The following is a 25,480-nucleotide window of genomic DNA, read 5'->3' on the forward strand; positions in this document are numbered from 1 at the left end:
TTACCGGCCACTTAGACACTCCTTTCAGTTATCTTCTGCGCCAGCAGATGACCCAGTTTCCGGGCTTGCTCCTGCGCCTCTTTATCTGGCACGTACTTCACCCGCAACGGCTCTGCCACCAGTTCCACGCCCATTTCCCGCAACTCCTCGGCAAGAATCGAAACCGCTTCACCACTCCACCCATAAGAACCAAAAACCGCGCCCAATTTGTTTTTCGGTTTTAACCCTTTTATATAGGTGAGCACATCAGCAACCGTGGGAAAGATACCATTGTTCAGAGTAGGCGAACCAATCACAATCGCCGCCGCATCAAGTATCTCGGTCATCACATCGCTGCGGTCATTGGCGCGCAACCGCATAACCTTTGTTTCTACCCCATTTTCAGCGATTGCATCAGCAATCACCCTTGCCAGAATGTCGGTACTGCCCCACATTGTGTCATAGACCACAACCGCCTTCTTTTTCGGCTTCTGTTCTGCCCATTCCTGATACCAGGAGACAACCTTCATCGGTTCTTTGCGCCAGATTGGACCGTGGTCCGGTGCGATGATATCAATCGCCAGCTGTAACTGACCGATGCGCTCAATCAGTTTTAAGACCAGTGCCGAATAAGGCAACAGGATGTTGGCATAGTATTTCGCCCCTTCATACCTCAGGGTTTCGTAATTTAGCTCATCGGCAAAACGTTCGCCTGTTGCCCAGTGCATCCCGAAACCGTCCTGGGAAAACAGCAGCCGCTCCTCAACAAGATAACTGACCATACTGTCGGGCCAGTGAAGCATCCTCGTTTCCAAAAACTTCAAATTGAGTAAACCAAGATTGAGTGTGTCACCATCTTTAAGGGGAATTAAATCCTGCCCGAAGTGGAAGTGCTCCTTAAGCGCCTTAACACCCATCACCGAGGCGAAGACCTTCTCCGGTTTTACCGCCTCAATTATCGCGGGCAAAGCACCCGAATGGTCCATCTCGGCATGATTGGAGATGATGTAGTCAATCTTCTCGAGGTCGATAACCGAGGAAATCCGTTTGAGCAACTCGTCCTTAAAAGGCGCCTTCACCGTATCAATTAAAGTCACCTTCTCATCAATGATAAGATAGGCGTTGTAGGTAGTACCTCGATTTGTCGAGTAGCCGTGAAAATCTCTTACCGCCCAGTCAATTGCGCCCACCCAGTAAACCCGGTCGCTAATTTTAACCGCATTGAACCCCATAAGGCGCTCCGTTTAAAATCTACGGATTAGCTCCAGTGCCCTGAGCATAAAAGGCGGCAAGCTCTGGTGGCAGCACAAAGACACGCTGACCGAGCTCCCGGTCAAGCATCAAGATGCCGCGACCATCACCGTCCACCAGTTTCAGGTCCTGGGCAATTTTCAGGGTGCTCTCCTCCTCTTCAATCTGTTCATCAACAAACCACTGCAGCAGACTATTGGAGGCGTAATCGCCCTCGCTCTGGGCGAGTTTTACCAGTTCGTGAATCGTGCCAGTGATAAACTTTTCATGCTCGTAAGCCGCTTCAAACGCTGCCCGCGGCGAATCCCACTTCTCGCCTAAGACGCTCAGCGGCTGTAGTTTTACCTCACCCCCGCGTTCCAAGATGTGCTTGAAAAATCGCATCGCATGCGTCAGTTCTTCTTGCACCTGCGCCCGCATCCAGCGCGCCATTCCGGGAAAGCCGGTTTCGTCAAAATATGCCGCCATTGCCAGGTAAAGGTAAGCCGACTCCAGTTCGTGTTTAATCTGTCGGTTAAACGCCTCTTCAATCTTTTTCGGAATCATAAAGTTTAAACCCCCTTCCACAAACCGTGGATATTACAGTACTCCCGGGCATAGACCTCTTTTGCCGCCACCGAGAAAAACGCCTCAGGTTTTTCACCCGGATAAAGAAACTGTCGATAGGCGCGTTCGTCTGCCACCAGTTCCACCCATTCAATGTAATGTTTTTCCTCCATTGGATGGGGCACACTACCGACCTTTACTCGATAACCCTGGTCGGTTTTTTCAATCACCGGTACATGCTTCTCTTTTGCCGCATCGGTTGTATTTTCCACAAGAAGTTTCATCGGCTGACCACAACAAACAAGTTGACCGGCACCGCTATGAAGAACCTCAACAATGTTGCCACAAACCTCACACTTATAAATTTCTAATTTTTTAGCCATTTATACCTCCTTTTTATTTTTTACTTTATCAACCTGCTGTCCACCCCGGTCAGACCGCACTCCGGTATGTAGCAGGAAACATCAACAAACTGACACCGCTGTCCGCACGCTGGACACACATCAGGGGGTGTTATCGCCTGCAAAACATAATGGCAACTGGAGCAACTCCAGTAAGGTGCATTTGCTGGAACCTTTTGTTCTCCCTGCTTCTCTTGGGCTCTTTGCATCGTCTTGTTGCAACATACAAGCGAACCACCCCCCTTATGGACCAGTTCAACTATCTGGCCACAAACGCTGCAACTATAAACTCTGGGCTCCTCTTTCATACCCTCTTTTCTCCTTTTATTTTATCTTACGAACCGCTTCAAGGACCGCTTGGTAATCTGGTTCCTTACCGGCTTCAGAAACCACCTGTATATAACGAATTATCCCCTCGCGGTCAACAACAAATACCGCCCGTGCAAGTAGCCGCAGCTCTTTGATCAAAACGCCGTAAGATGTGCCAAACGAGGCATCCCGATGGTCCGAAGCGGTTATAACCCGTTCTACACCCGCTGCACCACACCACCGCTTCTGGGCAAAAGGCAGGTCCATACTAACCAGCAACACGACAACATCGTCACCTAAATTAGCCGCTTCCTGGTTAAACTTTCGGGCTTCAAGGTCGCACACCGGAGTATCAAGCGACGGAACCGAAAGAAGCACTAATATTTTACCCTTGAACTGTTCGCGGGTTACCGGCTTCATATCGGTACCGACCAGAGAAAAATCGGGTGCTATCTGACCAACCGTCAATTTGGGACCGATGAGCGTTACTGGATTTCCCTGAACTGTTACTTCGCCTTTTCGTTCTTCCATCACCAGTTCTCCCCTAAAAGTTCAAAATAAGCCTGAGGATGAGCACACGAAGGGCAAATCTCGGGCGCCTCGGTTCCTTCATGAATATAGCCACAGTTGATACAGCGCCACACCACCGGCTTTTCGCGGCGGAACACACGACCACTATCGATGTTAGCCTTTAACGCCTGATACCGCTTTTCGTGTTGTTTCTCAGCCACCGCAATCGCCCGGAAAATCGCCGCGATGTTAGAAAACCCTTCCTCTTCTGCTATCTGGGCAAATGTCGGATACATCTCAGTCCACTCGTAGTGCTCACCACTTGCCGCCTCTTTTAAGTTCTCAGCCGTTGTACCAATCACTCCAGCCGGAAATGAAGCCTGAATTTCAACATTACCGCCTTCAAGTAACTTAAAAAGCCGTTTGGCATGCTCCTTCTCCTGGTTTGCCGTCTCCTCAAAAATTTGCGCAATCTGAATGTAACCTTCGTCCCGGGCTTTGCTGGCGAAGTAGGTGTAACGATTCCTCGCCTGCGATTCTCCGGCAAAAGCGGTCAGGATATTCTTTTCGGTCTTGCTTCCTTTTAGTTGCACTTTACCTCCTTTTTATATTTTTTCACTTCTATTTTAGACCCTTATTCAAAACTAATGGATTCTATTTAAATATCCTCAATCGAAAATATCGTTCCGGATGGGATTTCAGGTCGGCAATCAACTCCTGTAACTGCCGGCTGGTTTTCAACAACTCATCATAAAGTTCGGGCGAGGTTAACAGTTTCTTTGCGGTTGACTCCTTATTCAGTAATAAAACCATACTATCAAGAACAGTACCCAACCGGGCAAGGCTCTTATTCGTGGTTACAAACCCGGAATCAAAACCCGCCAGCCGGGAGTTTATTATCCGCAGCAAATCCTCTCTTGTCCGGCGCAACTCCTCCGTAAGAACATCAGGGTCAATTTCGCTTAAAATTCGGTCCAGTCGAGCAACGGTGGTCTCGAGGTCGAGAACCTCATTGACACCCTGGAAAACAACTGTCTCATCAGCATCAGGACCGATTCCCGGTGTTACCGCCAGATACCGGTCACTCCCAAGATAAGAAAGGGAACGAATCGCAAACCGTGTATCTTGAGTCAACGGAACATCCCGCTCCAAACCCACCAGGACCTCAACTCCTTTTTTCCCATCAAGTTTTAACCCAACAACCTTTCCTTTTGTTATTCCAAGAACATCTACCCGGTCACCAACTCTTAATCCGGCAACATCGTTAAAGTAAACCCGAACAACTTTCAGGCGCCGATGAAATGACCTTCCGGAAAACCAGAAATAACCGAATAATCCCAGTAATATTCCGATTAGAACGAACACGGTAACCAGTAAATCACGCACCCGACGCCTCATAATCCTCCTTTCTTATCTCTCGGGCTGGAGTTAAACGGCATTCTTTTAAGAGGTAAATTTGCTCACCCAATTTTCGGGCAATGTCAAGGTCATGAGTCACAACCACAGCTGTCTTTTCCTTACAACAGCAGATTTCCGAAATTAATTGACAGATGCGGTCTCGATTTATCGGGTCAAGACCGGTAGTGGGCTCATCAAAAAAGAGATAGGAAGGCTCAACAACCAGTGCCCGCGCAATCGCAACCAGCCGTACCATCCCGCCCGAAAGCTGTTGTATGCGAAGGTTACCGGCTTTTTCCAGACCAACCTGAACAAGTACCTGATTGACATGTGTCTCAATCTCTTTGTCGTTTAAACTACTGCCTTCACGCAAGGGCAAGGCAATATTTTCTTTCACAGTTAAAGAATCAAATAGCGCTCCGCCTTGAAATACAAAACCAATCTTACCCGATATTGTACCGTTGTCTGCAAACGGCCCATAACTTAACATTTGCCCATCATAACTCACCTGGCCCGAATCAGGCGCAATTAACCCAGCCATAATTTTGAGAAGGATTGTCTTACCCGCACCTGACGGACCAAGTACCACAACACGCGTCCCTTGTGGAACCTCCATATCAATCGCATTAAGAATCAATTGGCCCCGCAACCGTTTTGTTACCTTTTCTAATTTAATCATCGGGAAAACATCAGGCTTGCAACAATGAAATCAAAAAAGAGGATTAAAATCCCGGACACCACCACCGCTCTTGTCGTTGCTTTACCCACCTCCTGAGCACCGCCTTCGGCATTAAACCCAAAATAACAACCACAGGTACCAATAAACAGCCCGAAAATAATTGCTTTGATTACCCCGCCAACAAAATCTCGCACCTGGACGAAATGAGTTAAACCATAAACAAATGTCTCCTGTGCCACTCCCACCCAGTTTGCAACAATAACCGCAGTAAATGATGCGAGTACTTCCATTATTACCACAAGGATAGGCAAACAGATTGTCGCCGCAACAATCCGCGGCAAACAAAGAAACCGGTAAGGGTCAATACCCATAACCCGCAATGCATCAATCTGGTCTGAATTACGCATCGCGCCAATTTCCGCTGCCATCGCTGGCGCCGAACGGCTGGCGAAGATAAATGCCGAAAAAACCGGACCGAGTTCGATGAGCAACATCCTACCGACCCCCATACCGATAAAATAACGCGGTACAACCCCTAAAAGTTGATAACTGGTCTGCACCGCGGTAGTTAAACCGACAAATACACTTGCCAGCGCCACTATTGGCACCGCACCGACCCCAAAATGGTATATCTGTTCAGCAACCCGGGGTAATGTGTGTCTTAAATCCCACGGTAATGTCAAACTCCGCCCGAGAAAAATTATGAAATCAAAAGCACCGGTAAACGCCCTCATAGAAAAATATTATTGTTAACCGGCACCCTGTCAATTCACAGATTAACCCAGAGAGTTTACGCTGGTTGTCAGCAAACTCTACAAATCTTTCCTTCGGGCACGCCACCGTTTAACAATGCGCTCGAGGTCTGGGTTTTGCATCCCTTCCTGCCACCAGCGCGCAAACTCAACGTCACCACTCATCGGTTTCGGATTCGGCAAGTCAACCATCATGCGCGTCGGCATCGCTACCGCCTCACCCAGAATTAACGCTTCACCAGTTCGTAATGCCGGCAGCATATTCATCAAACCCGCCAGTGAATCGGGTACCAACCGGCGCACATAGTTCTGGTCATCCGGATTGGTAAGCCGCATCGCAATAAATGTGTTACACTGCGAAAGAACCGTTTCCGAAAGCTCTTTAGGACGCTGACTGACGACAATCATACCGATGCCGTACTTTCGCCCTTCCTTCGTAATTCGTTCTACCGCGCCTCTTGCTGCGGTAAACCGGCCATCGCTTCGACTGGGTACATAGTTGTGCGCCTCTTCCAGAACCAAAAGTATCGGGAACCGTTCCCGTTCTGGATTCCAGAGGTTGAATTCAAAAACCATCCGGGCAACCACCGCCACCACAACCCCAATCGCCTCGGAAGGAACACCACTTAAATCTATGACCGTCATCTGATGCGGCGCATTTATTGAAAGGTAGTTCTGGAGCAGTTCAATAAAACTGGCGCTGCTCGTATAAGTCCGGGGCTTGAACATAAAGTTGTACCTCGGGTCAGACAGTTTGCTGTCCAGACGAATGAGGAATTTATCAAAAACGCCATAGAGTGGACCTTCTTCCTGTTCACCCTGGGCATTGTAAACCATCTGGATGTTCCAATCCCGGAGCATGGAAATCATATCATCAAGGTCAAAATACACCGGTGAATCCGCGGTTATTGAAGAACCCAACCCTAACCGTTCTCGTGTATCCCATGCCTGTCGCGCCCGCATTAATGAGTCGCGCAAAACAATAATCTGGTTTTTCGCGGTTGGTTCGCTCAAATCAACCGTCAGGTCAACAAACTCTTCAAAATTTAAGAGCCAGTAGGGCAACTCAACATTTTCCGCCTGAATAAGGTTTACCTGTTCGGGAAATGCTGCCGCGTACTCACCATGCAGGTCCAGCACAACGATATGGGTATTGCGATACTTCTTAATCGCCTCCTGGAGAATACTCACCACGGTACAGGATTTACCACAACCCGTTGTCCCCAGTACCGCAATATGCTGTCCAAAGAACTTATCAACATTGATGTAAACCCGCTGACTCTCCGCGCCGCTGGGCTTGCCAAACGAAAACCCGTACTCAATAAACTCAGAAAAAATGTCATCCAGTTCACTGTCATCCACCATCTGAACCCGTTGTCCAACATTGGGATAAACCGAAATACCCCGGACGAATTTCTTGTTTTTTCCCAGGGTGCCGAGTAAAACACAATCCGCCACCTTCCTTCCTGACTTCCCATTTTCCATTTTAATACTGGAAACCAGCCCGATGACACGATAATCCTGAAAAGAGATTTTAACATAGGAACCAGGTTGCCCCGGGTAATAACCATTACTCAACGGTACAGTGGTATCAACCGTCAAATCAACCAGTGCCCGTTCACCATTGACTTCCGTAACATACCCAATATCAACCTGCCCCATTACTTCCTCCTTTCAATCCTCTTATAAATAATTATATCAAAATTAAACACCCAGGTAAAACTAAGAGTGAAATTACTTATTAGCTGCCTCTCTTTTGCTTTTTACCCCGCGCCACTAATGCCCGATTCAACCAATCCAGCCACTGGTCAACACCTTCTCCGGTACGCAACGAAATGGTCAGAATCGGCACCCGGGGCTTTAACTTTCGCACCGCCCGCTTGAAGTCGTCGAGCCGGAAATCAACATAAGGCAGGAGGTCAATTTTGTTGACAATCACAACATCAGATTTTGAAAACATCAAGGGATATTTAATCGGTTTGTCGCTACCTTCTGGTGTTGAGACTATGGTGACATTGTAATGGGCGGGCAACCGAAACTCTGCCGGACAAACAAGGTTGCCGACATTCTCAATGATTAAGAGGTCAATATTCTTCAAATCAAGCAAGGGGAAAACCGATGCCAGCATCAAACCATCAAGATGACAAGCACCCTGCGTATTAATCTGTGTACAACCCACACCTTGCGCAATTACCCGACGGGCATCAAGGTCACCCTGAATATCGCCTTCAATGACCCAGATGCGCCAGCGGTCCTTCAACGCCGCTACGGTCTTTTCCACTAAACTGGTTTTACCCGCTCCCGGTCCAGACATAATGTTTATTCCCAAAACCCCATAGTTATTTAACTGATTAAGCTGTTCTTCTGCCAGCGCATCGTTACTTGCCAATACCCGGCGCATCAATTTTAACTCTTTCATTCTCCCCTCCCAAAATTTTTCAGCCACCTTAATCTCCTAATATTTACCGGAACAATCGCCCTTCGTTCACTTCCCACTGAAACCAGCGCCACTGGACAATTTACCAGTTCTGCGATTTTTTCAATGTATCGTTTGGCTTGAATGGGTAATGACCTGTAAGTTCGGCAATTAGTGGTTTTCTCCCGCCATCCGGGCAAAGCTATAAACTCCGGCTGTAGGTCTGTCGCTAAAAATGGGTCAAATTCCAAAATCCTCTTCCCCTGATAACGATAACCAACGCACACCTTTATTTCACTAAGCGAATCCAGAACATCAAGTTTCGTCAGAACCAACGCGGTAAGACGGTTGTAACGAACTGCGGCTCGAACCACCCCGGCATCAAACCAACCACATCTCCGTGGTCTTCCGGTTGTTGCCCCATATTCGCCCCCCAGTTCACGCAGTAGCGCCGCCTCATTCGCCTCCAGTTCAGACGGAAATGGTCCGGCACCTACCCGTGTTGTGTATGCCTTTGCCACACCCACCGCTTCCTCCAGCCACAATGGACTTATCCCGCTGCCCGTTGCCGCACCTGCCACCACAGTGGAAGATGTCGTAACAAAAGGATAACTACCCAGGTCAATGTCCAGATGAGTTCCCTGAGCACCTTCAAACAGAATCCGTTTATCAGTTCTAAGGGCGCGTTCAAGTACCACTGTTCCATCTCCTACCATCGCCGCGAGGTTTCTGGTCAATGTCCATAGCTCCTGACCCAGTTCCTTAAAAGAAATCGGTTCTGCCCGGTACAACTCCATCAAGCGAAAATTTGCCGCCGCCACATTCCTGCGTAACTTGTCCATAAACAAGTCCTCGTTCAATAAGTCACCGGCTCTAATACCAACCCGGGCATATTTGTCTTGATATGCCGGACCAATACCCTGACCGGTCGTGCCTATCTTTTTCTCTGCCAGCTGCTCCTCCTGCAAACGGTCCAGTGCCTTGTGATAAGGAAAGATTATATGAGCCCGACGGTCAATGAGCAAACGTTTGGTTACATCTTTTCCATTTTTCTTCAGTAATGTCAGTTCATCTTCGAGGCGATAAGGGTCAACAACACAACCGCAACCAATAATCCCCTTGATACGCGGTTGTAATAGACCGGACGGAACCTGATGAAAAGTAAGTTTATACCTACCCCAGCAAACCGTGTGTCCAGCATTCGGTCCCCCTTGAAAACGAACAACAATCTGGGCACCCTGCGCCAGAAAGTCAACTATCTTGCCCTTACCTTCATCACCCCACTGGGTTCCGATTACTACCAGGTTAGGCACAATTCCCTTGTTGTTTAAAACTGGTAGGAAAAGGAAAACTTGTAGTTAGTCGTAGGGAAGTCGTAGATGAACTGGTCAACACCGAGGTCAAACTGAAATCGCTGAAATTCAATGCCGCCGCCGACAGTAAATCCTAAGGATTTGAACTTACCCAGACCACGCCGGGTAATGACATCCCAGAAACTGTAGTGGTAGGTGCCCTGCCCTTCGCGCTCGAACACAACCCCACCTCTTTGACCGGTGATGTCTTCAAAATAACCGGCGCGCAGAAAACCGGCGACCGGTCCGAAGCGCGCTCCGGCTTCAACACCGAGACTCTTCCAGGCATCACGCCATTCGCTGGAGAGCTGCTGGCTGAAAGGTTTTGTGGAATCGGAAAACGCACCAACCAGAATCTTGGAAATTTCCGGCGTAATGCAGAGAGAAAAGATTTCATGTTTTAAGGGGTAATATGCTAAACCCACCCGTAGCATCCGCGGCAACGGGTCCGATTCACCAGAAGAGGTGTAAGAGATATTCGGACCAAGGTTTGCCACCGCCAATCCCACAGAGAGAAAGTCAAACGGTTTGTAAAGGGCACCAGCATCAAACGCCCAGGTAATGCCGGTTCCGCCTTGCTCAATGCCCAGTTCGGGCATGGCTTTCCATACCCAATCAGGAACCAAAAAAGAGTAGATTAGCTTGGCAGACAATCCCACACCTAAATTGGGCAAAACCGGAAACCCATATGCCAGGGTCGGTGCCAAATCAAAAGTTGTGTATCGACCAAGAAAATCACCCCGCTCGTTTATTACATCGGTTTCGCCCGTTGTAAGATAAATAATATTCAAACCCGCAGTTCCCCGTTCCTGAAGACTGTGCGCCATACCGAGATACTCATAATACATCCCGGGCCAGAGTCCAGGCAACCAGTTGCAGTGCATCAATGTTGCATTTGTTCCCTTAAGGAATGCCAACCCACCCGGGTTATAATAAACACTTGAGGCGTCATCGCTGATTGCAGTAAAGGCGCCGGCAAGTGAGGTGGGCCGCGCGGCGGGCCAAATCATTAAAAATACCGCACCGGGATTCTGACTGGCATAGAGTCCTATCGGGCTGACACTGAGGACCAATACCAGCCAGATAATTCTTCGTTTCATTGCAATACCTCCTTAAACATAACTACATTAAAAGTATAAATAGTTACCTGCTATGGTCAACAATTACCGCACAATAAGAAACTTATCGCGTACCGTTACACTCTCCCCTTTCCCATCAAGATAAAAACTTTTTGCCCGCAGACTAAATAGGTAAACCCCATTGGGCAAAAGATAACCATTTTCGTCTCTTCCATCCCAAGCAATCTGGTTGTAACCAAAACTAACCGCAAAATCTCCCAGATTACGAACCAACCTGCCGTTTAGTGTATATATCCGGATTTGAACTGTTCCTGGTTGACTTGCCACGAACCCAAACACCGCACCGTTTTTTACCGGATTGGGGTAAACAGCGACCGAATCAATTCGAAGAGTCGTGGCAAAAAGCGGCTTCAGGATTAGTTTTGCTATTGTCCGGTTAAGAAAGTTGTCGGCAACAACCACGAATAAAGTCTCAGTTGCTTTGCTTAAACTCAACTCAATATGCGCACGAGCCGTAGTATAAGAACTGTCGTCAAATTCGAACCGGTCACTTATATCAACAGCCGATTGTGTTCGATTAAGATAAAAGTGAGGCGCCATACCGGGAACCGGGGCAATCAAAATCCCCGATTGGTCCTGGGCAATAATATCAAGTTGTAAATTTGCTGGTACAGCAGCACTGTCCTGTAACTGACGTCCCCGATAAGAGAAATCAATCTCGGGTCCATTATAATCACCCCGGTTCGATATACTGTCATAAAATGGAATGTTATATTTAACCAAGCCAAGATTAACCGATTCGCTTCTGACTTGAGCGCTGTACCGACACGAATTGGCAAGCGGTGCATAATAGCCATTACCGGCAAAAACGGTGTCGAGCGGAATACCAGCCGGGAAAATGCCTTCACAGTAAAATCTACCATCTTTTACTCGGAAAGTCCCCCTTGCCAGTTCCGGCCCAGAAAGAAAGTAGTTTACAACCCCCACTGGTGATTCATAGTACCGGTGCCGCAATGGACCAAAAAGCCGCCATTCAGCATCAGCATCGGTTAATTCAACAATCGTCCGAGCCCGAAACACTTTACCAGGGTGCAGTGTTTCTGGGGAAATATGCAAATTCTGAGTGGACATCGTAGGCAGTTTGAGGACCGTTGCCGGGTCGCCAAAGAGATGATAACTCCGGTCAGTTACCCAGGCTTTAAAGAAACAGTAGCCTATAGTCCTTATGCTTTCGGGCGGAAAAAACAGTGGTGTCAATAGATTGCGAGCAAAGACAAGATTGTTTCCGGAAGGTGTCGCGGTTGACGCCGCAACCGTTGCCACCGTCCCGCCGTTCATTCGAACCAGCTCTTCGGCAATGCATTCGGACCGCGTATCATCAAATCTCCCAACCGAACAACTACCCAGAAAACAGAACGGAACTCGATTTTGATTGTCGATGTCCGAAACGCGGGTTACAGTGAAAACCTCTTCATGCGTAAGCGAGTAAGGTGAACCATGACCGAAAAATACCCAGATTAACGCCCCAATGTTCAACTGGCGGATAAGTTCGTTGTTTGCCTGGGGTTTACTTTTGGGACCAAGAAATGGAAATTCTGTAAGATACACCTTTACCGGGTCCAGCCGATTTTCCGCCAGTGCTGCTATACCTTCGCACTGCTCAATATGTCGGAAGCGTAGTTCGTCGGGCCGGTCCGGATAACGCTGATACTCGTCATCAGCCATTAAAAGAAATCTTCTTGTCCAGTATCCATTACTCCTGATTTCATACTGCACCAATTTGTCAACAAATTGCCTGAATTCACCCTCACTTCTTGCACACACCCGACCGAGAATGATATCCGGGCTCCCACCTTCGCCCTCTAAATCGGCATACCAAACATCCTGCGCCAGCGCGCTGCGGTCACCGGCATCAGGCACAAGCCCGAATCCAAACTCATAAGCAGGAACACCCGGCGGCTGGACTCTGTTAAGGTTGTTTTTATAATCATATGTCCCATCACCAACTAAAAGGGCATAAACCGGACGTTTAATCCGAAAGAAGCGTTTGATTGCTCCGGGCTCCTCCAGACCAAAACCAAAGTCGTCGTAAATTTCCTGAAGATTAACCACCCGAACCCGGGCATTGGGAATACCGGCAATTCGATTGGAACGAAACCGCGCCAGTTCCTGCGCCGATTGCATTAATTCTGACGGCGTTACTATCCAGTAATCAGCCAGAAATGTTTCACTCCATAGAAAACCGGGAGTTTTCAGTTCCATAGCCTTGGGTTTCAAAAACTGCTCCGGGGTCGCAACAACAAATTCGGTCCATCCCAGCAACCGTCGGCTGAACACCACACTGTCACCCCGTTTTTCCAATCCTAAACACACCGCCGGGACGTAAGGGTCAGTTACATCAAAAACTACCGGCACCGTGCTCGCATCCTGAATTAAAAATCGGCAGTCACCAACCGTATCAACAAAAAAGTTGCACGGACCGGCAAACAGCGACAATCGACAAAAATATTTGACCTCAAGGTAGTCAAGATAAACTTTCTTTTCACCGCTGCCGCGCAGTTCAATTGCTAATTGATTATCCCGAAAAGGCACCGGTCCAATCGAGTCAATAGAGAAATCGTAGGGGCTCGGGTAAGAACTGGAACCAAACTGAAAATTCCCAATTGCCCTGCCGTTTAAGCGAATGGTTATCTCATTACCCGCTGATGCACTGTAAAGCCGCCCGGAAATCTCCTCAATCTGTATCGGATAGTTAAGACCAAGAGCGCAGGTGAATCGGGCAACCGAAACATCCGCCGCTTTGAATATCTTTGCCCAGACCCACATTAATCCAGCTCGGGCTGGACACTCCAGGTCAAGCTCTTGATGAAGCATAACCCCGCCGGATTGTAAAATCGGCGTTCCTGTGGTATCAGGCCCAAAACCGCGACGCATCCTCTTCCCTGAACCACTCCAGGTTAGCCAGTAAACATTATCCCTAATGTACAAATTTTTCACCCAGACCGAACATTTGTTAACCCAGTGGTCCGGTGCCAATCCATAAAAGAGTATCGTATCGTGAAGGTCAAACCTTCCGTCATCATCACCGGTAACGAAAATTGCCACTGGTTGCAAAGAATCAGGATAAGGACCATTAGGTTCGTGTTCCCCAACTGTCCAAAGGGCAAGCGCCTGCGGGTCTAAACCATTTATCGGCACACCAGCCCGAGCAAGCTCGGCACCAGTAATTCGGTAAATGCCCGTGGTACCGACTTTAATTTTCAACCATTGACGAGCACGTTGGTAAGGGTTGTTGGTAAGACGACTTGATTTCAACTTCCAATTCAACGCCTCTTCGCCATTCAGAAGCATTCCGCCAATAAGTCCATCAAGCGGGTCAGGAAGAGAATTGACCTCGGGGACCGCCTGGAACTTTACCACCACCTTAATCTCATCAAACCAGACCAATTTTCTTTTCACGGGCTGATACTGAGCCGGATAAATCTTCAAAGTTATAAACCGCACATCGCGTAGCACCTCAATCTGCCCAATCTCTACAACCGAATCTGGATACACTGCAGGGCTATCTTCTTCCCCAGCGCGCCAGACCGAATCGGCTTCAAATAGAACATAAGGAACCCGCCTAAGGGTAAAATTTTCTTTTACACCGCCCGTCTTTGCGTTGAATTCTACCCTTACACCGCCGCGCTGGGGCAAACCGATGCGCACAACCTTTGCCGGCAGGTCATAACTGCCAAGAGATGCGATAGGCTCGGCGTCAGGAAACTCAATCCGGCCCCAATTACCATCTTCGTTTTGCACCAGTTCCCCGGGTCGATAAACAAACGAAACCCCGTGCTCGTCGGAACTTAGAATCTGAATGTCCGCTTTAAGACTGACCGGGAACAAAATCAGTAAAAACCATATTGTTCTAAAATAGAAGCGCACCAATGTAAAGTAGTTTATTTCAATATGACAACAAGTCAATTTTAAGAGCCCTCTCTGGTTCTATAACGACAATTGCGCTATAAACCCTTCTTGACTCATTTAATTGAAACTCTATACTCATTTTGCAAATGGCAATTCACCCCAAATACCGCAACCTATTAAAGGCACTTCTTTATCTTTGCCCGGCATTGCTCATCCTGCTCATCTTCCGAATTTTCCCGATTTTACTGTCGGTTCGTATGAGTCTCTACGATTGGGGTATGGCAGGACCCCGTGCCTTCCTTGGCTTGGGTAATTACATTTCCGTACTTAAAGACCCGCTTTTCTGGAAGTCACTTTTGAACACGCTCTGGTATGTTCTATTTGAGGTACCGGCAACGCTACTTTTATCACTTTGCATCGCCCTGTTACTCAATCAACGGATTCGGGGATTAAGCATTTACCGAACAATTTATTACCTGCCTGTTGTTACTTCCATCGTTGCCGTTTCGGTGGTGTGGAAGTGGATATTCCATCCCGACCGGGGCGTACTCAACTATCTATTATCACTTATCGGCATCTCAAACATCCGCTGGCTTCAAGACCCCCGGGGGATTTTTGAGTTAATATTTGGACCAACAGTTGCTCACTGGCCCTACGCCTTGCGCGGTCCATCTATCGCCCTTTGTTCACTGGTCTTGATGGGCATCTGGAAGGCTCTGGGCTACAACATCGTGATATTTCTTGCTGGATTGCAGAACATCCCTCAAACCTATTACGAGGCAGCGCGAATTGACGGTGCTTCACGATTCAAAACCTTCTGGAAAATCACCCTGCCTTTGCTTTCGCCGACAACTTACTATGTGTTGATTATGAGTTCAATCGCCGCATTTGAAACCTTTGCCCAGGTTTGGATTATGACCGGACCACCACCAGGTGGTCCACTTCATACAACCAAAGTGGTAATGTACTACTTCTATGAAAACGCCTTTGAACTCTGGCGCCTGGGTTACGGTGCCGCAATTGCCTTCATCGCGTTCCTCATAATTCTGGGTCTTACCATCTTACAAAGGGTATTTTTGGAAAAGAGGGTTCATTATGGTTAAACCCCGCAACCTGCCGGTGCATCTCTTATTGATTGTAGGTAGCGTTGGAATGCTTCTACCCTTTTTCTGGATGGTCAGCACTTCGTTCAAAACGCCGCTCGAAGCCCTGAGATTTCCACCCACCTGGTTTCCTTCGGTCTGGCAGATTTCCAATTACGCTGAGGTGTTCCGGCAGATTCCCTTCTGGCGCTACCTTGCCAATACCGTTTTAATTACTGCGGCCAGTCTCCTGGGAATTTTTCTCACCGGCATTCCTGCCGCCTACGCCTTTGCTCGGTTTCGTTTTCCAGGACGGGAAATCTTATTTATGGGCTTCCTTGCCCTGATGATGATCCCTTTGCCGGTTTACCTTGTCCCATCTTATATGATTCTTTTCAAATTAGGTTGGATTGACACTTATGCAGCAATGATTGTACCCTGGATTGTTAACATCTTTTCCATCTTTTTGCTGCGTCAGCATATTAAACAACTGCCCCAAGATTTATTTGATGCCGCCCGCATTGACGGCTGTTCCGAACTGTGGACTCTACTGCGCATTGTTCTGCCCCTGTGTCGCGCACCCCTGGCGACAATTGCGGTATTCAACACCATCTCCGCCTGGAACTCATTTTTCTGGCCGCTGATTGTTACCAACTCCGACCGGATTCGGCCGCTCCAGGTCGGTCTTGCCTACTTTTCACGGGAACAGTCCACAAACTATACACTTTTGATGGCAGCAACGACCATGGCGATAATCCCCTTAATCATTCTGTTCTTCGCCGCCCAAAAACAGATTATCCAGTCCCAAGCCCGCGCCGGACTAAAAGAGTAAAAGTTGACAATCGCCCAAGATTTGTTACGCTGAATTAATTTAACGAAAGGGCTTGTTTATGACTTTCCACATTTACCTCGAAGGAAATCCGGTCTATCGTGTCAACATCATCGCCGAGAAAATTGTTGACGAAGGTGCCAACTACGCCCTCTACGATGAAAAAGGCGTAAAGGTCGCCGAATTTAAAAAGGAGAAGGTTTTAGGCTACGATGTAAGCGAATACTAATCCTCAGGCTTAAACGGCTCCTCGGCAAAAACTCCATCCTTTTCTTTTATCAACTTAGACACCTTTAATTCTGCCGCAGCAAGTTTTTCCTTACACAACCGGGCGAGTTTAACCCCGCGCTCAAACAGCTCCAGCGACTTCTCCAGACTCAAACTTCCTGCTTCAAGTTCCTTGACAATTTTCTCCAGTTCGGTGAGCGCTTGCTCAAAATCGATTGATTCAACCTCACTGTTTTTTCCTGCCAAATTAAACTCCTTTCATTTTGTTTTTTACCTGACAGTCCAATCTGCCATCGGCAACCCGCACCTTAACTTCATCCTCTAACTGTACATCATCGACCCTCATAACCACACCGCCGTCCGGTTTCTGGCAAATCGCGTAACCTCGGGCAAGTTGCGCAAGAGGACTCAGCGCATCAAGGCTCACTGCTGCCTTTGTCAATCTTGCTTCAAGAGGGGTTTTGATGTTGGAGAACCCTTTATCCAGTCTTGAAGAAAATGTCTCAAGCATTACCCGCCATTGCATCACGCGTGCCACCGGATTCTGCCGATTTAACCGCTCAACCCTCAAATTTAAATCCTGAAAGCAGGTGTTAATCTTCTGGTTTACTACCCGGCTAAACACATTCATTAATAACTCGATTTGGTATTGGGCTTCGCTTAAACGACGGTAAACCAGTTCAAATCCCCGATGCTTTATCAGGGCTTCTATCTCCTGCTCTCGCTCAAAGATAAACTCCTGTACTCTTTCGTTCATCCGGGGCCACAAATCATCAAGCCGCTGCTCAAACTCTTCCCAGCCCCGCGCCACCACTGCCGCTGCGGCAGTAGGGGTTGCGGCTCGAAAATCGGCAACAAAATCGGCTATCGTCCAGTCAACCTCATGACCTATGCCCGTGACCACCGGTACCCGGGAACCGGCAATTGCCCGGGCAACTACCTCTTCGTTAAAGGGCCAGAGGTCCTCCCAGGAACCACCACCCCGGCCCACGATTAGCAACTCCACCTCATCGATGGTGTTCATATCCCAAATCGCCCGCGCAATCTGTTCCGCAGCACCTTCACCCTGAACCGGAACAGGATAAATAAGCACCTTCAAATGGGCATGGTGTAACTCGAGGGTTCGCAACATATCATGAATTGCCGCTCCAACCGGTGAAGTGACAATTCCGATAACCCGGGGTAACTTCGGAATGGGACGTTTTCGCTCCGCTTTAAACAACCCTTCCTTCTCCAGTTTCCGCTTCAACTCCTCAAACGCGCGCTGCAGCGCGCCCAAGCCCTTGGGCTCAATCGTATCAAGAATCAACTGGTATCTACCGTTAGGCACATAAACTTCCACTCGACCGTGCCCGATGATAAGGTCACCGTCCTTCAATTGAAACTTCAACCGCTGCGCTGACTCCCGAAAACAAATCGCCTGGATTTGCGACCGTTCGTCCTTCAAAACAAAGTACAGATGCCCTGAAGGGTAAGCCTTAAAATTGGAGACTTCGCCAACAACCCAGATGTCGGAGAAGTCCGACCTTAAACGGTCGTCAACCATCCTGTTGATCTGATAGACCGAATAAATCTTATTTGCCGGTACCGCTGCCATCGTTAATCATCCTCATTTGGCTCACCCCTTGACCAATTTTTGTAAATACCAATCCGGTTTTGTTAAACCCTTATTTGCCGCTGTAATCGTAGAATCCCCTCCCGGTTTTTCTGCCCAGAAACCCCGCGGCGACCATCCGTTTCAGTAACGGGCAGGGACGATATTTCGGGTCCCCTAAGTCTTCATATAGGACTTCAAGAATCGCGAGGACTACATCCAACCCAATCAAATCTGCCAGTGCCAGCGGACCCATCGGGTGATTCATCCCCAACTTCATCACGGTGTCAATCGCTTCTTTGTCGGCGACACCGGTTTCCAGGCAGAATATTGCTTCATTAATCATCGGCATCAGTACCCGGTTCGAAACAAATCCGGGAGAATCGTTCACCACCACCGGTGTCTTGCCCAGTTCCTTTGATAGACTGACAATCTCTTCAACTACACCTTCGGCGGTCGCTAATCCGCGCACCACTTCAACCAACTGCATCAATGGTACGGGATTCATAAAGTGCATGCCAACAACCTTCTCCGGCCTTTTCGTTGCCGCCCCTAACAAGGTCACCGAAATCGTCGAAGTGTTGGTAGCAAGTATCGTTTCGGCTGGACAAACGCTATCCAGTTTGCGGAACAGTTCGCGCTTCAGTTTCACATCCTCCGTAACCGCTTCCACTACCAGACCACACTCCTGACACGCTTCAACGGTCAAATTTGGCTTGATGCGGGCACGGGTTGTTTCCCCGGCATCAGCGGTCATCTTTCCCTTCTCAACCAGTTTGTCCAGTGACTTTTTTATCGTTGCCAGCCCCCGGTCCAGAAACCGCTGGTCAACATCAACCAGCACAACATCATAACCCGCCATGGCAAACACCTGGGCGATACCAGAACCCATTGTGCCGGCGCCAATGACTCCAACTGTCCGATTTATCATATTGCCTCCTTTTTATTTAAAATTAGATGACCAAAAACAAATGTCAATTAATCCCCCGCCATCGGGAAATCAACTCGACAAGACGACGACCATTTTCCGGTGTAAACCGAAACCTTCCGCCCGGCATCAACACCTCAAGCGCACCGGGTTCTTCGGATTTAAGCCACTTCCCAAAAGACAATGCCGGGCCGGTCAACATTATCCAAACGCCCTGTTCGGGCTCAACAATCAAACCGTCAATCTTACCTTCAGCAATAACAAAACGCGCCTCGTAAATCATCGGTTCTACTCCGACAAGATGCAACCAGCGGTTGGTCTCCTCTAAACGGCAAAAAATGGTATCGCCTATCATCGTCAGTTCAGACATTGACAGTTTTACATCAACGGTTCGGGCATAACCCAAAAAATCCTTTATTTCCTTTCTGCCCTGTGCGACCACCCCTAAACCTTTGACTTCTAAAAAAGGAGTATCGGTCCAGAACCTGATTAGCCGATTATCACTCTGCCGCCCGAGCCCTTGAACAAAACTCCGCACAACACCAAGACCGGAACCACTTCGCCCTTTCCCTTTTTCGTGGAAAACCGGCGAACACGCAAAACTGATGAGTAAAAGGGAAACGATTAGTCCAAAAACAGTTCGAACCATTACTTTTTAGTTTTATCAACATCTTATAACCTGTCAACATAGCCCTCATCGTTCATTACTTCCGGCATCGAATAAACTTAACAGTAAAAAAGGTACAACAGACTGTTATGCGTCTATTTTCCCCCGCTCCAAGTTTGACTATCGCAACTTACCGGCTATCCTTACCTTCTATGGTTAAGGTTTGCGTTTTGTTTGCTGCGGGCATAAACTGCGACCAGGAAACAGTGTATGCGTTTGAACTCGCCGGCGCCCATGCCGAAATAATCCACATCAATCGGCTAAAAGAAAGACCCGCACCTCTCGACCAGTACCACATTCTTGCCATCCCCGGTGGTTTTTCTTACGGCGATTACATCGCCTCGGGCCGGGTCCTGGCAAATGAGTTAAAACACCACCTTGCCGCTGAAATCTGTAAGTTCTTGGAAAAGGGCAAACTCATCCTTGGCATCTGCAATGGGTTTCAGGTACTGGTCAAATCCGGACTCCTGCCCGGCTTTGAAAAGCCTTTTGAACGCCAGACCGTAACTCTTGACACTAACGATTCAGCCCGTTACGAAGACCGCTGGGTTTATCTAAAAACCGAAAATTCACCCTGTGTGTTCACCGCAAACCTTCCGGAAATAATCTATTTGCCCGTTGCCCACGCCGAAGGCAAGTTCATCCCGGGCTCCAGCCAAATATTAAAGCAATTGAAAGCCAACAACCAGATTGTATTCCGCTATGTTACCGCCCGAGGTGAAGAAGCAAAATATCCTGATAACCCGAACGGTTCGGTGGAAGGAATTGCTGGCATCTGTGACCCTACCGGCCGAGTTTTCGGCTTGATGCCCCATCCAGAACGCTACATCAGGATTGAGCACCATCCCCGCTGGCATCGGGAAAGTTTGACAAAACCGGATGGAATTGCCATATTTGAGAATGCGGTGCAGTATGTCAAAAAGAACCTCTAAAAGAAACACGCCCACAAGAATTACCGACCATCCAATCTTACAGTTCAACCGGGGTCGCGAAATAACCTTCTTTTTTGAGGGTGAGCCGATGAAAGGTTACGAAGGGGAAACGATTGCTGCCGCCCTGGTTGCCAATGGCGTTAAGGTATTTCGGTACAGTGAAAAACACAAGCGGGCTCGGGGATTCTTCTGTGCCGTTGGTAAATGCTCCTCCTGCTTAATGGTCGTTGACGGCAAACCCAATACCATGGTTTGTATGGAACCACTGCGGGAAGGGGTGCGCGTTGAACGACAACGCGGAAGGGGAAAGATATGAGCAATATCATAGATGGCGGCATCGTGATTGTTGGCGGTGGCCCTGCCGGACTATGCGCAGCAATAACTGCTGCCCAGCTGGGCGCACCGGTCACTTTAATCGATGACAACCCACGGCTTGGCGGCCAGTTGATTAAACAGACCCACAAATTCTTCGGTTCAAAAAGCCATTACTGCGGCATCCGGGGTATCGACATCGCCACCCTTCTTGAGCAGCAACTTTCCGCCACACCAACAAAGGTTATCCTCAATACAACCGTAATCGGACATTTTAAACCGAATATCCTCGGGCTTGCCAATCAACACACCTTTACAAAACTTTCCTATCAACGGCTAATCGTCGCCACCGGTGCCAGCGAAAATACCATCCTGTTCGAAAACAACGACCTGCCCGGAATTTACGGTGCCGGTGCAGTCCAGACCTTGATGAATGTGTTCGGGATAAGACCGGGCAAAAATGTTTTGATGGTTGGCTCAGGAAACATCGGGCTCATCGTCTCCTATCAACTGCTCCAGGCGGGTATCAATGTGAGCGCAGTAATTGAAGCACTTCCTAAGATTGGCGGCTATCATGTTCATGCTGCGAAACTTGCCCGTTTAGGTATTCCCATACTCACTTCCCACACAATTAAGGCGGCGATTGGCAAAGAGTATGTTACTGGTGCGGTCATCTGTCGGGTTGATAAAAACTTCAAACCTATCAAAGGCACCGAAAAAAGATTAAAAGTTGATACAATCTGCCTTGCCGTTGGATTATCACCTTTAGTAGAAATTCTCTCTCAGATTGGCTGTGAGATGGTCTTTATTCCTCAACTGGGCGGACAAGTTGCCTGGCACAACGAGAATATGGAAACAACCGTTTCTGGCGTCTATGTTGCTGGTGACGCCAGTGGCGTTGAGGAAGCGTCCACCGCCATGCTTGAAGGTAGAATCGCCGGTGCCCACGCTGCTGCCACACTCACCGGGAAGTTTACAGAAGCAGAAGCCATCATTAACCAGGCGAAATTTGAACTGGCTGCCATCCGCCAGGGTCCTTTTGGTGAAAAAGCGGCAAAAGGCAAGGAAAAAATGATGCAAACGGTCCGTTAACATACCGGACTGGAATGAAAACCAAACCTGCCAAAAGTACGATTCCAAACCAGCCGAGTAACCGTTTTGTTCCCGCGGTCCCCTATCTTGTCCTTGTCGCTGCGGTAATCTTATTCTTCTGGGAGATTTTAACCCGCCAGAACTTCCTCTGGGAGGACATCCTTTATCAATACTACCCGTTCCACTTCTTCCTCTTTAAAAATCTGCGCCAGTTTAATCTCCCGCTCTGGAACCCCTATATGTTTGCCGGAATGCCGTTTCTTGCCGACATCCAGACCCAGGTCTTTTACCCGCTCAACTGGCTCTTCGCCTTTATCGCCAACACGAACCAAAACTATGTCTTCTGGCTGGTCGAACTCAAATGCATCATCCATCTGTTTCTCGGCGCACTCAGTTTTTATCTTTTAATGCGGGAGTTAAAACTTTCCCGCTATTCAGGCGTTCTTGCTGGTATTACATTTGGCTTTTCCGGATTTATGGTCAGCCACATAATCCACCTTACTATCATCAGCACCTTTGCCTGGTTCCCGCTCATTCTGCTATTTTTTTATCGCACCTTGTTCCAGCGCCGTTTACTTGATGCCAGCGCCACCGCCCTCAGCCTCGGACTTGCCAATCTCGCGGGTCATCCCCAAATGACCCTGCACATTGTCTATGCCCTTTGCCTACTGTTTATTTTATACCTCCTATTCAACTGGCGCAGTGAACTTCCCTATCTGTTTAAAAACCACATCCCGCTTTTCCTTTTGACAATTTTTCTTGGTTTTGCCATCTCCGCCGCCGCTTATCTTCCTGCCTATCGTTATTCTATCCATACCGTTCGGGAAATGATGACCTATGCCGAGGCTACCGAAACATCATTACCACCCTGGTTTTTCATTACCATTCTCATCCCCAAATTTTTCGGCAGTATTGCCGGTGGCGTTGAAGAAACCGCGCCCTTCTGGGTTGACCCAGCACGCTACACCTACTGGGAAACCTGCCTCTATGTTGGCGTTATGCCGCTCATCCTTGCCGGAATCGGAATTTTTTTCAATCGCAACAAACTGCGCTGGCAATTTCTAATTCTTGCCTTTGTGGCACTCCTATTTGCTTTGGGAAAGTTTACACCGCTTTACCGATTGGCTTTCAACATCTTTCCCGGCTTTGACCGATTCCGAATACCAGCCCGGTTTGTCGACCTGTTCACTGTCGCAATCGCCTTTCTTACTGGACTTGGTATGGAGGTTCTGGTCAAACCCAATCCCAAGCCTGACTTTAAATCCAATACCCTGGGGTATAGACTCCTAATTCCGGGATTAACTGTCCTCGTTTACGGCGTAGCAATTCTATTTCTGCTCATCACCGGCTTGCTCGTGAAAATTTTCCCGCCTCTTCAAGACCCAGGTCTATTTCGCAACAGCCTGACCCAGACCGGTGTGATGTTCGGATTCGCAAGCATCGGGCTATTGTTAATCTTCCTGATTAAGAACTCGGCTAAATACCGAACGATACTTTTGAGTTTACTGGTCGGTCTCACATTTTTCGACCTTTATACATTCGGCAGGCGGTTCAGTTTGGGTACAGTTTCCCCTGAAGAGTTTTATCCACCGCGCCCTTTTATCAAGACACTCATCGAAGAGCATAAGAACGAACCGTTCCGCATCAACGCCCGAGCCGGACCCTATATGCTCCTGCAACGCAACGAAGGTTTGCTCTGGGAACTGGAGTTACTCGAAGGTTATACACCGTTAAAACTTACCGACTATGTTACATTTGACATTCCGGTTAACCGGCGCAACGACCTGTTAAATGTCCGCTACCAGATTCACATCGACTCGGTGCGCGGTACAATGAGCCTGGTGCCAAATCCAACTGCTCTGCCTCGCTACTGGCTTGCCGACTCTTTCATTGTCATCACCGACCGGACAACAATCCTTAATCGCCTTGCTGATACCACCTTTGACTTTCGCCGGGTTGCAATTCTTGAAGAAAAACCCGACTTCAATTTTGAACAGTCATCCCAGCCGAGCCTTAATTTCGCTACCGACTCCACCCAGAAAAAAAGTATTACGGCAATAAAACGCACAAGCGAGCGCATAGAACTTATGGTCGAAACCGACAAACCGGCAATCCTCTTGTTTTCCGAAATCTACTATCCTGAATGGAAGGCGACCATTGATGGTAAACCGGCAAAACTGGTGCGCGCGGATTACTGTCTGCGCGCCCTGCCCCTAACACCGGGCAAGCATAAAGTTGTAACCTGGTACGACCGCACCGGTGTCAATCTGGGCATCTTCATCAGCAAACTTGCCTTTCTTGGAATCGTCCTCATCTTCTTTGTTACCCGCCCGCGGCCTAAACCATTATCAACGAAAGTAAAGTACCGCCACAACACTTAACAACCACAAAACAATATCGATAATAAGCGGCACATCGGTAAACAAAACCTTTTCCGGTGCGCCACCCTCCTCCTTGCGATAAACGAGGTAAAGGTAGCGATAAATCCCATATAGGACAAATGGCACGGTCAATATCAGGTTGTGGGTGCCAAATTTATGGACCGTCTCGGGAGCAATTGTATAAAGACAGTAGGCGATAACAGTTGAAGATGTTGCCACGGCAATCATCTGGTCTAAAAGTGTCTCCGAATATTTGCCCAGCACACTGCGATGCGAAATCCCGCCGCCTTCAAGATAGAGCAGTTCGTGCCGGCGCTTTGCCAGCGCCAGAAACAGGGCAAGGAGAATAGCGCAGACAAAAAGCCAGGGTGAAATCTGGACCTGAACCAGATATGTACCGGAAATTGCCCGAATCGCAAAACCAGCAGCAACAACCATCACATCCAGAACAACAATCTTCTTCAGGTGTGTCGAATATGCCAGTTGAAGAATAAAGTAACCAAGAATCAAAAGGCCAAAACGGCCGGATAAGGCAAAACCGCCCCCGATTCCGAGAATTACTATCACTACCGCAACAATACCGGCGGTCCCGGGCTTTAACTCACCGGCAGCGATGGGTCGGAACTTTTTCTTGGGATGGGAACGGTCATTCTCCCGGTCCAGAATGTCGTTGATGATATAAACTGCACCCGAAATTAAACAGAAGGCGACAAATCCGGCAAATGTCTCGAGCAGTTTTATCAGATTGAAAAGATTCTGGGAAAAAATTAAAGCGGCAAAGACCAAAAGGTTTTTAACCCACTGTTTGGGCCGCATCGACTTTACAATTGCCCGCAACATATTGATTAGTTTTA

26 protein-coding genes are annotated in these 25,480 nt (G+C 48.3%); 7 read left to right on the top strand and 19 right to left on the bottom strand.

Annotated features, from left to right (window positions below):
• Positions 1–11 precede the first annotated feature (11 nt).
• From HPY86_02000 to HPY86_02065, 14 genes are all read right to left on the bottom strand, one after another.
• Positions 12–1,211, bottom strand: coding sequence for an FprA family A-type flavoprotein (locus tag HPY86_02000; protein ID NPV13689.1), 1,200 nt, complete (start codon positions 1,209–1,211; stop codon positions 12–14).
• A gap of 19 nt (positions 1,212–1,230) precedes the next feature.
• Positions 1,231–1,776, bottom strand: coding sequence for a ferritin (locus HPY86_02005; GenBank protein ID NPV13690.1), 546 nt, complete (start codon positions 1,774–1,776; stop codon positions 1,231–1,233).
• 5 nt (positions 1,777–1,781) lie between these two features.
• The gene (locus HPY86_02010) at positions 1,782–2,159 is read right to left on the bottom strand and encodes a desulfoferrodoxin (GenBank protein ID NPV13691.1); all 378 of its coding nucleotides are present in this window, start codon (positions 2,157–2,159) and stop codon (positions 1,782–1,784) included.
• Positions 2,160–2,179: 20 nt separating this feature from the next.
• Positions 2,180–2,386 (bottom strand): hypothetical protein, encoded by a 207-nt coding sequence (locus HPY86_02015; protein ID NPV13692.1) that lies wholly within the window; start codon positions 2,384–2,386, stop codon positions 2,180–2,182.
• Positions 2,387–2,501: 115 nt separating this feature from the next.
• On the bottom strand, positions 2,502–3,017 hold the full coding sequence (gene tpx / locus HPY86_02020; GenBank protein ID NPV13693.1) for a thiol peroxidase: 516 nt from the start codon (positions 3,015–3,017) through the stop codon (positions 2,502–2,504).
• On the bottom strand, positions 3,017–3,589 hold the full coding sequence (locus HPY86_02025; GenBank protein NPV13694.1) for a rubrerythrin family protein: 573 nt from the start codon (positions 3,587–3,589) through the stop codon (positions 3,017–3,019). Before HPY86_02025 ends, tpx begins: the two co-directional genes overlap by 1 nt.
• A 61-nt stretch (positions 3,590–3,650) precedes the next feature.
• The gene (locus HPY86_02030) at positions 3,651–4,394 is read right to left on the bottom strand and encodes an MCE family protein (GenBank protein NPV13695.1); all 744 of its coding nucleotides are present in this window, start codon (positions 4,392–4,394) and stop codon (positions 3,651–3,653) included.
• On the bottom strand, positions 4,375–5,073 hold the full coding sequence (locus HPY86_02035) for an ATP-binding cassette domain-containing protein (GenBank protein NPV13696.1): 699 nt from the start codon (positions 5,071–5,073) through the stop codon (positions 4,375–4,377). The genes HPY86_02030 and HPY86_02035 overlap by 20 nt, the downstream gene beginning before the upstream one ends.
• On the bottom strand, positions 5,070–5,807 hold the full coding sequence (locus HPY86_02040; protein NPV13697.1) for an ABC transporter permease: 738 nt from the start codon (positions 5,805–5,807) through the stop codon (positions 5,070–5,072). The genes HPY86_02035 and HPY86_02040 overlap by 4 nt, the downstream gene beginning before the upstream one ends.
• 78 nt (positions 5,808–5,885) lie before the next feature.
• Complete coding sequence (locus HPY86_02045; GenBank protein NPV13698.1) at positions 5,886–7,487, bottom strand: DUF87 domain-containing protein; 1,602 nt, start codon at positions 7,485–7,487, stop codon at positions 5,886–5,888.
• A 79-nt stretch (positions 7,488–7,566) separates the two neighbouring features.
• On the bottom strand, positions 7,567–8,244 hold the full coding sequence (hypB, locus tag HPY86_02050; protein ID NPV13699.1) for a hydrogenase nickel incorporation protein HypB: 678 nt from the start codon (positions 8,242–8,244) through the stop codon (positions 7,567–7,569).
• Positions 8,241–9,554: an adenylosuccinate synthase gene (locus HPY86_02055; protein ID NPV13700.1), complete on the bottom strand. Its 1,314-nt coding sequence runs from the start codon at positions 9,552–9,554 to the stop codon at positions 8,241–8,243. Before HPY86_02055 ends, hypB begins: the two co-directional genes overlap by 4 nt.
• A 14-nt stretch (positions 9,555–9,568) precedes the next feature.
• Complete coding sequence (locus tag HPY86_02060; protein NPV13701.1) at positions 9,569–10,693, bottom strand: PorV/PorQ family protein; 1,125 nt, start codon at positions 10,691–10,693, stop codon at positions 9,569–9,571.
• Positions 10,694–10,756: 63 nt separating this feature from the next.
• The gene (locus tag HPY86_02065; GenBank protein NPV13702.1) at positions 10,757–14,599 is read right to left on the bottom strand and encodes a T9SS type A sorting domain-containing protein; all 3,843 of its coding nucleotides are present in this window, start codon (positions 14,597–14,599) and stop codon (positions 10,757–10,759) included.
• A gap of 128 nt (positions 14,600–14,727) precedes the next feature.
• Between HPY86_02065 and HPY86_02070 the strand changes: the two genes are divergently transcribed.
• Genes HPY86_02070 through HPY86_02080 form a run of 3 tightly spaced genes read left to right on the top strand, consistent with a single transcriptional unit; the run spans position 14,728 to position 16,721 of the window.
• Positions 14,728–15,684, top strand: a complete 957-nt coding sequence (locus HPY86_02070; protein ID NPV13703.1) for a sugar ABC transporter permease — start codon at positions 14,728–14,730, stop codon at positions 15,682–15,684.
• Positions 15,677–16,495, top strand: a complete 819-nt coding sequence (locus HPY86_02075) for a carbohydrate ABC transporter permease (GenBank protein ID NPV13704.1) — start codon at positions 15,677–15,679, stop codon at positions 16,493–16,495. Before HPY86_02070 ends, HPY86_02075 begins: the two co-directional genes overlap by 8 nt.
• Positions 16,496–16,553: 58 nt before the next feature.
• On the top strand, positions 16,554–16,721 hold the full coding sequence (locus HPY86_02080) for a hypothetical protein (GenBank protein NPV13705.1): 168 nt from the start codon (positions 16,554–16,556) through the stop codon (positions 16,719–16,721).
• Here the strand turns inward: HPY86_02080 and HPY86_02085 are convergent.
• The 4 genes from HPY86_02085 to HPY86_02100 all read right to left on the bottom strand — a co-directional run bounded on the left by HPY86_02085 (position 16,718) and on the right by HPY86_02100 (position 19,891).
• A complete protein-coding gene (locus tag HPY86_02085) occupies positions 16,718–16,966 on the bottom strand; it encodes an exodeoxyribonuclease VII small subunit (GenBank protein ID NPV13706.1) in 249 nt (82 codons plus the stop codon). The genes HPY86_02080 and HPY86_02085 overlap by 4 nt on opposite strands.
• A gap of 1 nt (position 16,967) precedes the next feature.
• A complete protein-coding gene (gene xseA, locus HPY86_02090; GenBank protein ID NPV13707.1) occupies positions 16,968–18,317 on the bottom strand; it encodes an exodeoxyribonuclease VII large subunit in 1,350 nt (449 codons plus the stop codon).
• 70 nt (positions 18,318–18,387) lie between these two features.
• Complete coding sequence (locus tag HPY86_02095; GenBank protein ID NPV13708.1) at positions 18,388–19,245, bottom strand: 3-hydroxybutyryl-CoA dehydrogenase; 858 nt, start codon at positions 19,243–19,245, stop codon at positions 18,388–18,390.
• A gap of 43 nt (positions 19,246–19,288) precedes the next feature.
• Positions 19,289–19,891 (bottom strand): hypothetical protein, encoded by a 603-nt coding sequence (locus HPY86_02100; GenBank protein ID NPV13709.1) that lies wholly within the window; start codon positions 19,889–19,891, stop codon positions 19,289–19,291.
• Positions 19,892–20,061: 170 nt separating this feature from the next.
• Between HPY86_02100 and purQ the strand changes: the two genes are divergently transcribed.
• The 4 genes from purQ to HPY86_02120 are packed head-to-tail and all read left to right on the top strand — an operon-like array spanning position 20,062 to position 24,626.
• Complete coding sequence (purQ, locus tag HPY86_02105) at positions 20,062–20,841, top strand: phosphoribosylformylglycinamidine synthase I (GenBank protein NPV13710.1); 780 nt, start codon at positions 20,062–20,064, stop codon at positions 20,839–20,841.
• Positions 20,822–21,157 carry a (2Fe-2S)-binding protein gene (locus HPY86_02110; protein ID NPV13711.1) on the top strand — a complete coding sequence of 112 codons (336 nt, stop codon included), beginning with the start codon at positions 20,822–20,824 and terminating at the stop codon, positions 21,155–21,157. Before purQ ends, HPY86_02110 begins: the two co-directional genes overlap by 20 nt.
• A gap of 5 nt (positions 21,158–21,162) precedes the next feature.
• Entirely contained in the window at positions 21,163–22,245 is a 1,083-nt protein-coding gene (locus HPY86_02115) for an FAD-dependent oxidoreductase (GenBank protein NPV13712.1), read from the top strand.
• A 14-nt stretch (positions 22,246–22,259) separates the two neighbouring features.
• Complete coding sequence (locus HPY86_02120; GenBank protein NPV13713.1) at positions 22,260–24,626, top strand: YfhO family protein; 2,367 nt, start codon at positions 22,260–22,262, stop codon at positions 24,624–24,626.
• Here the strand turns inward: HPY86_02120 and HPY86_02125 are convergent.
• Positions 24,594–25,466: a decaprenyl-phosphate phosphoribosyltransferase gene (locus HPY86_02125; protein ID NPV13714.1), complete on the bottom strand. Its 873-nt coding sequence runs from the start codon at positions 25,464–25,466 to the stop codon at positions 24,594–24,596. The two genes, HPY86_02120 and HPY86_02125, sit on opposite strands and share 33 nt — an antisense overlap.
• Between the last annotated feature and the right edge of the window lie 14 nt (positions 25,467–25,480).

The organism is candidate division WOR-3 bacterium (assembly GCA_013177935.1).
In the GTDB taxonomy this organism is placed as follows: domain Bacteria; phylum Hydrothermota; class Tepidihabitantia; order Tepidihabitantales; family Tepidihabitantaceae; genus Tepidihabitans.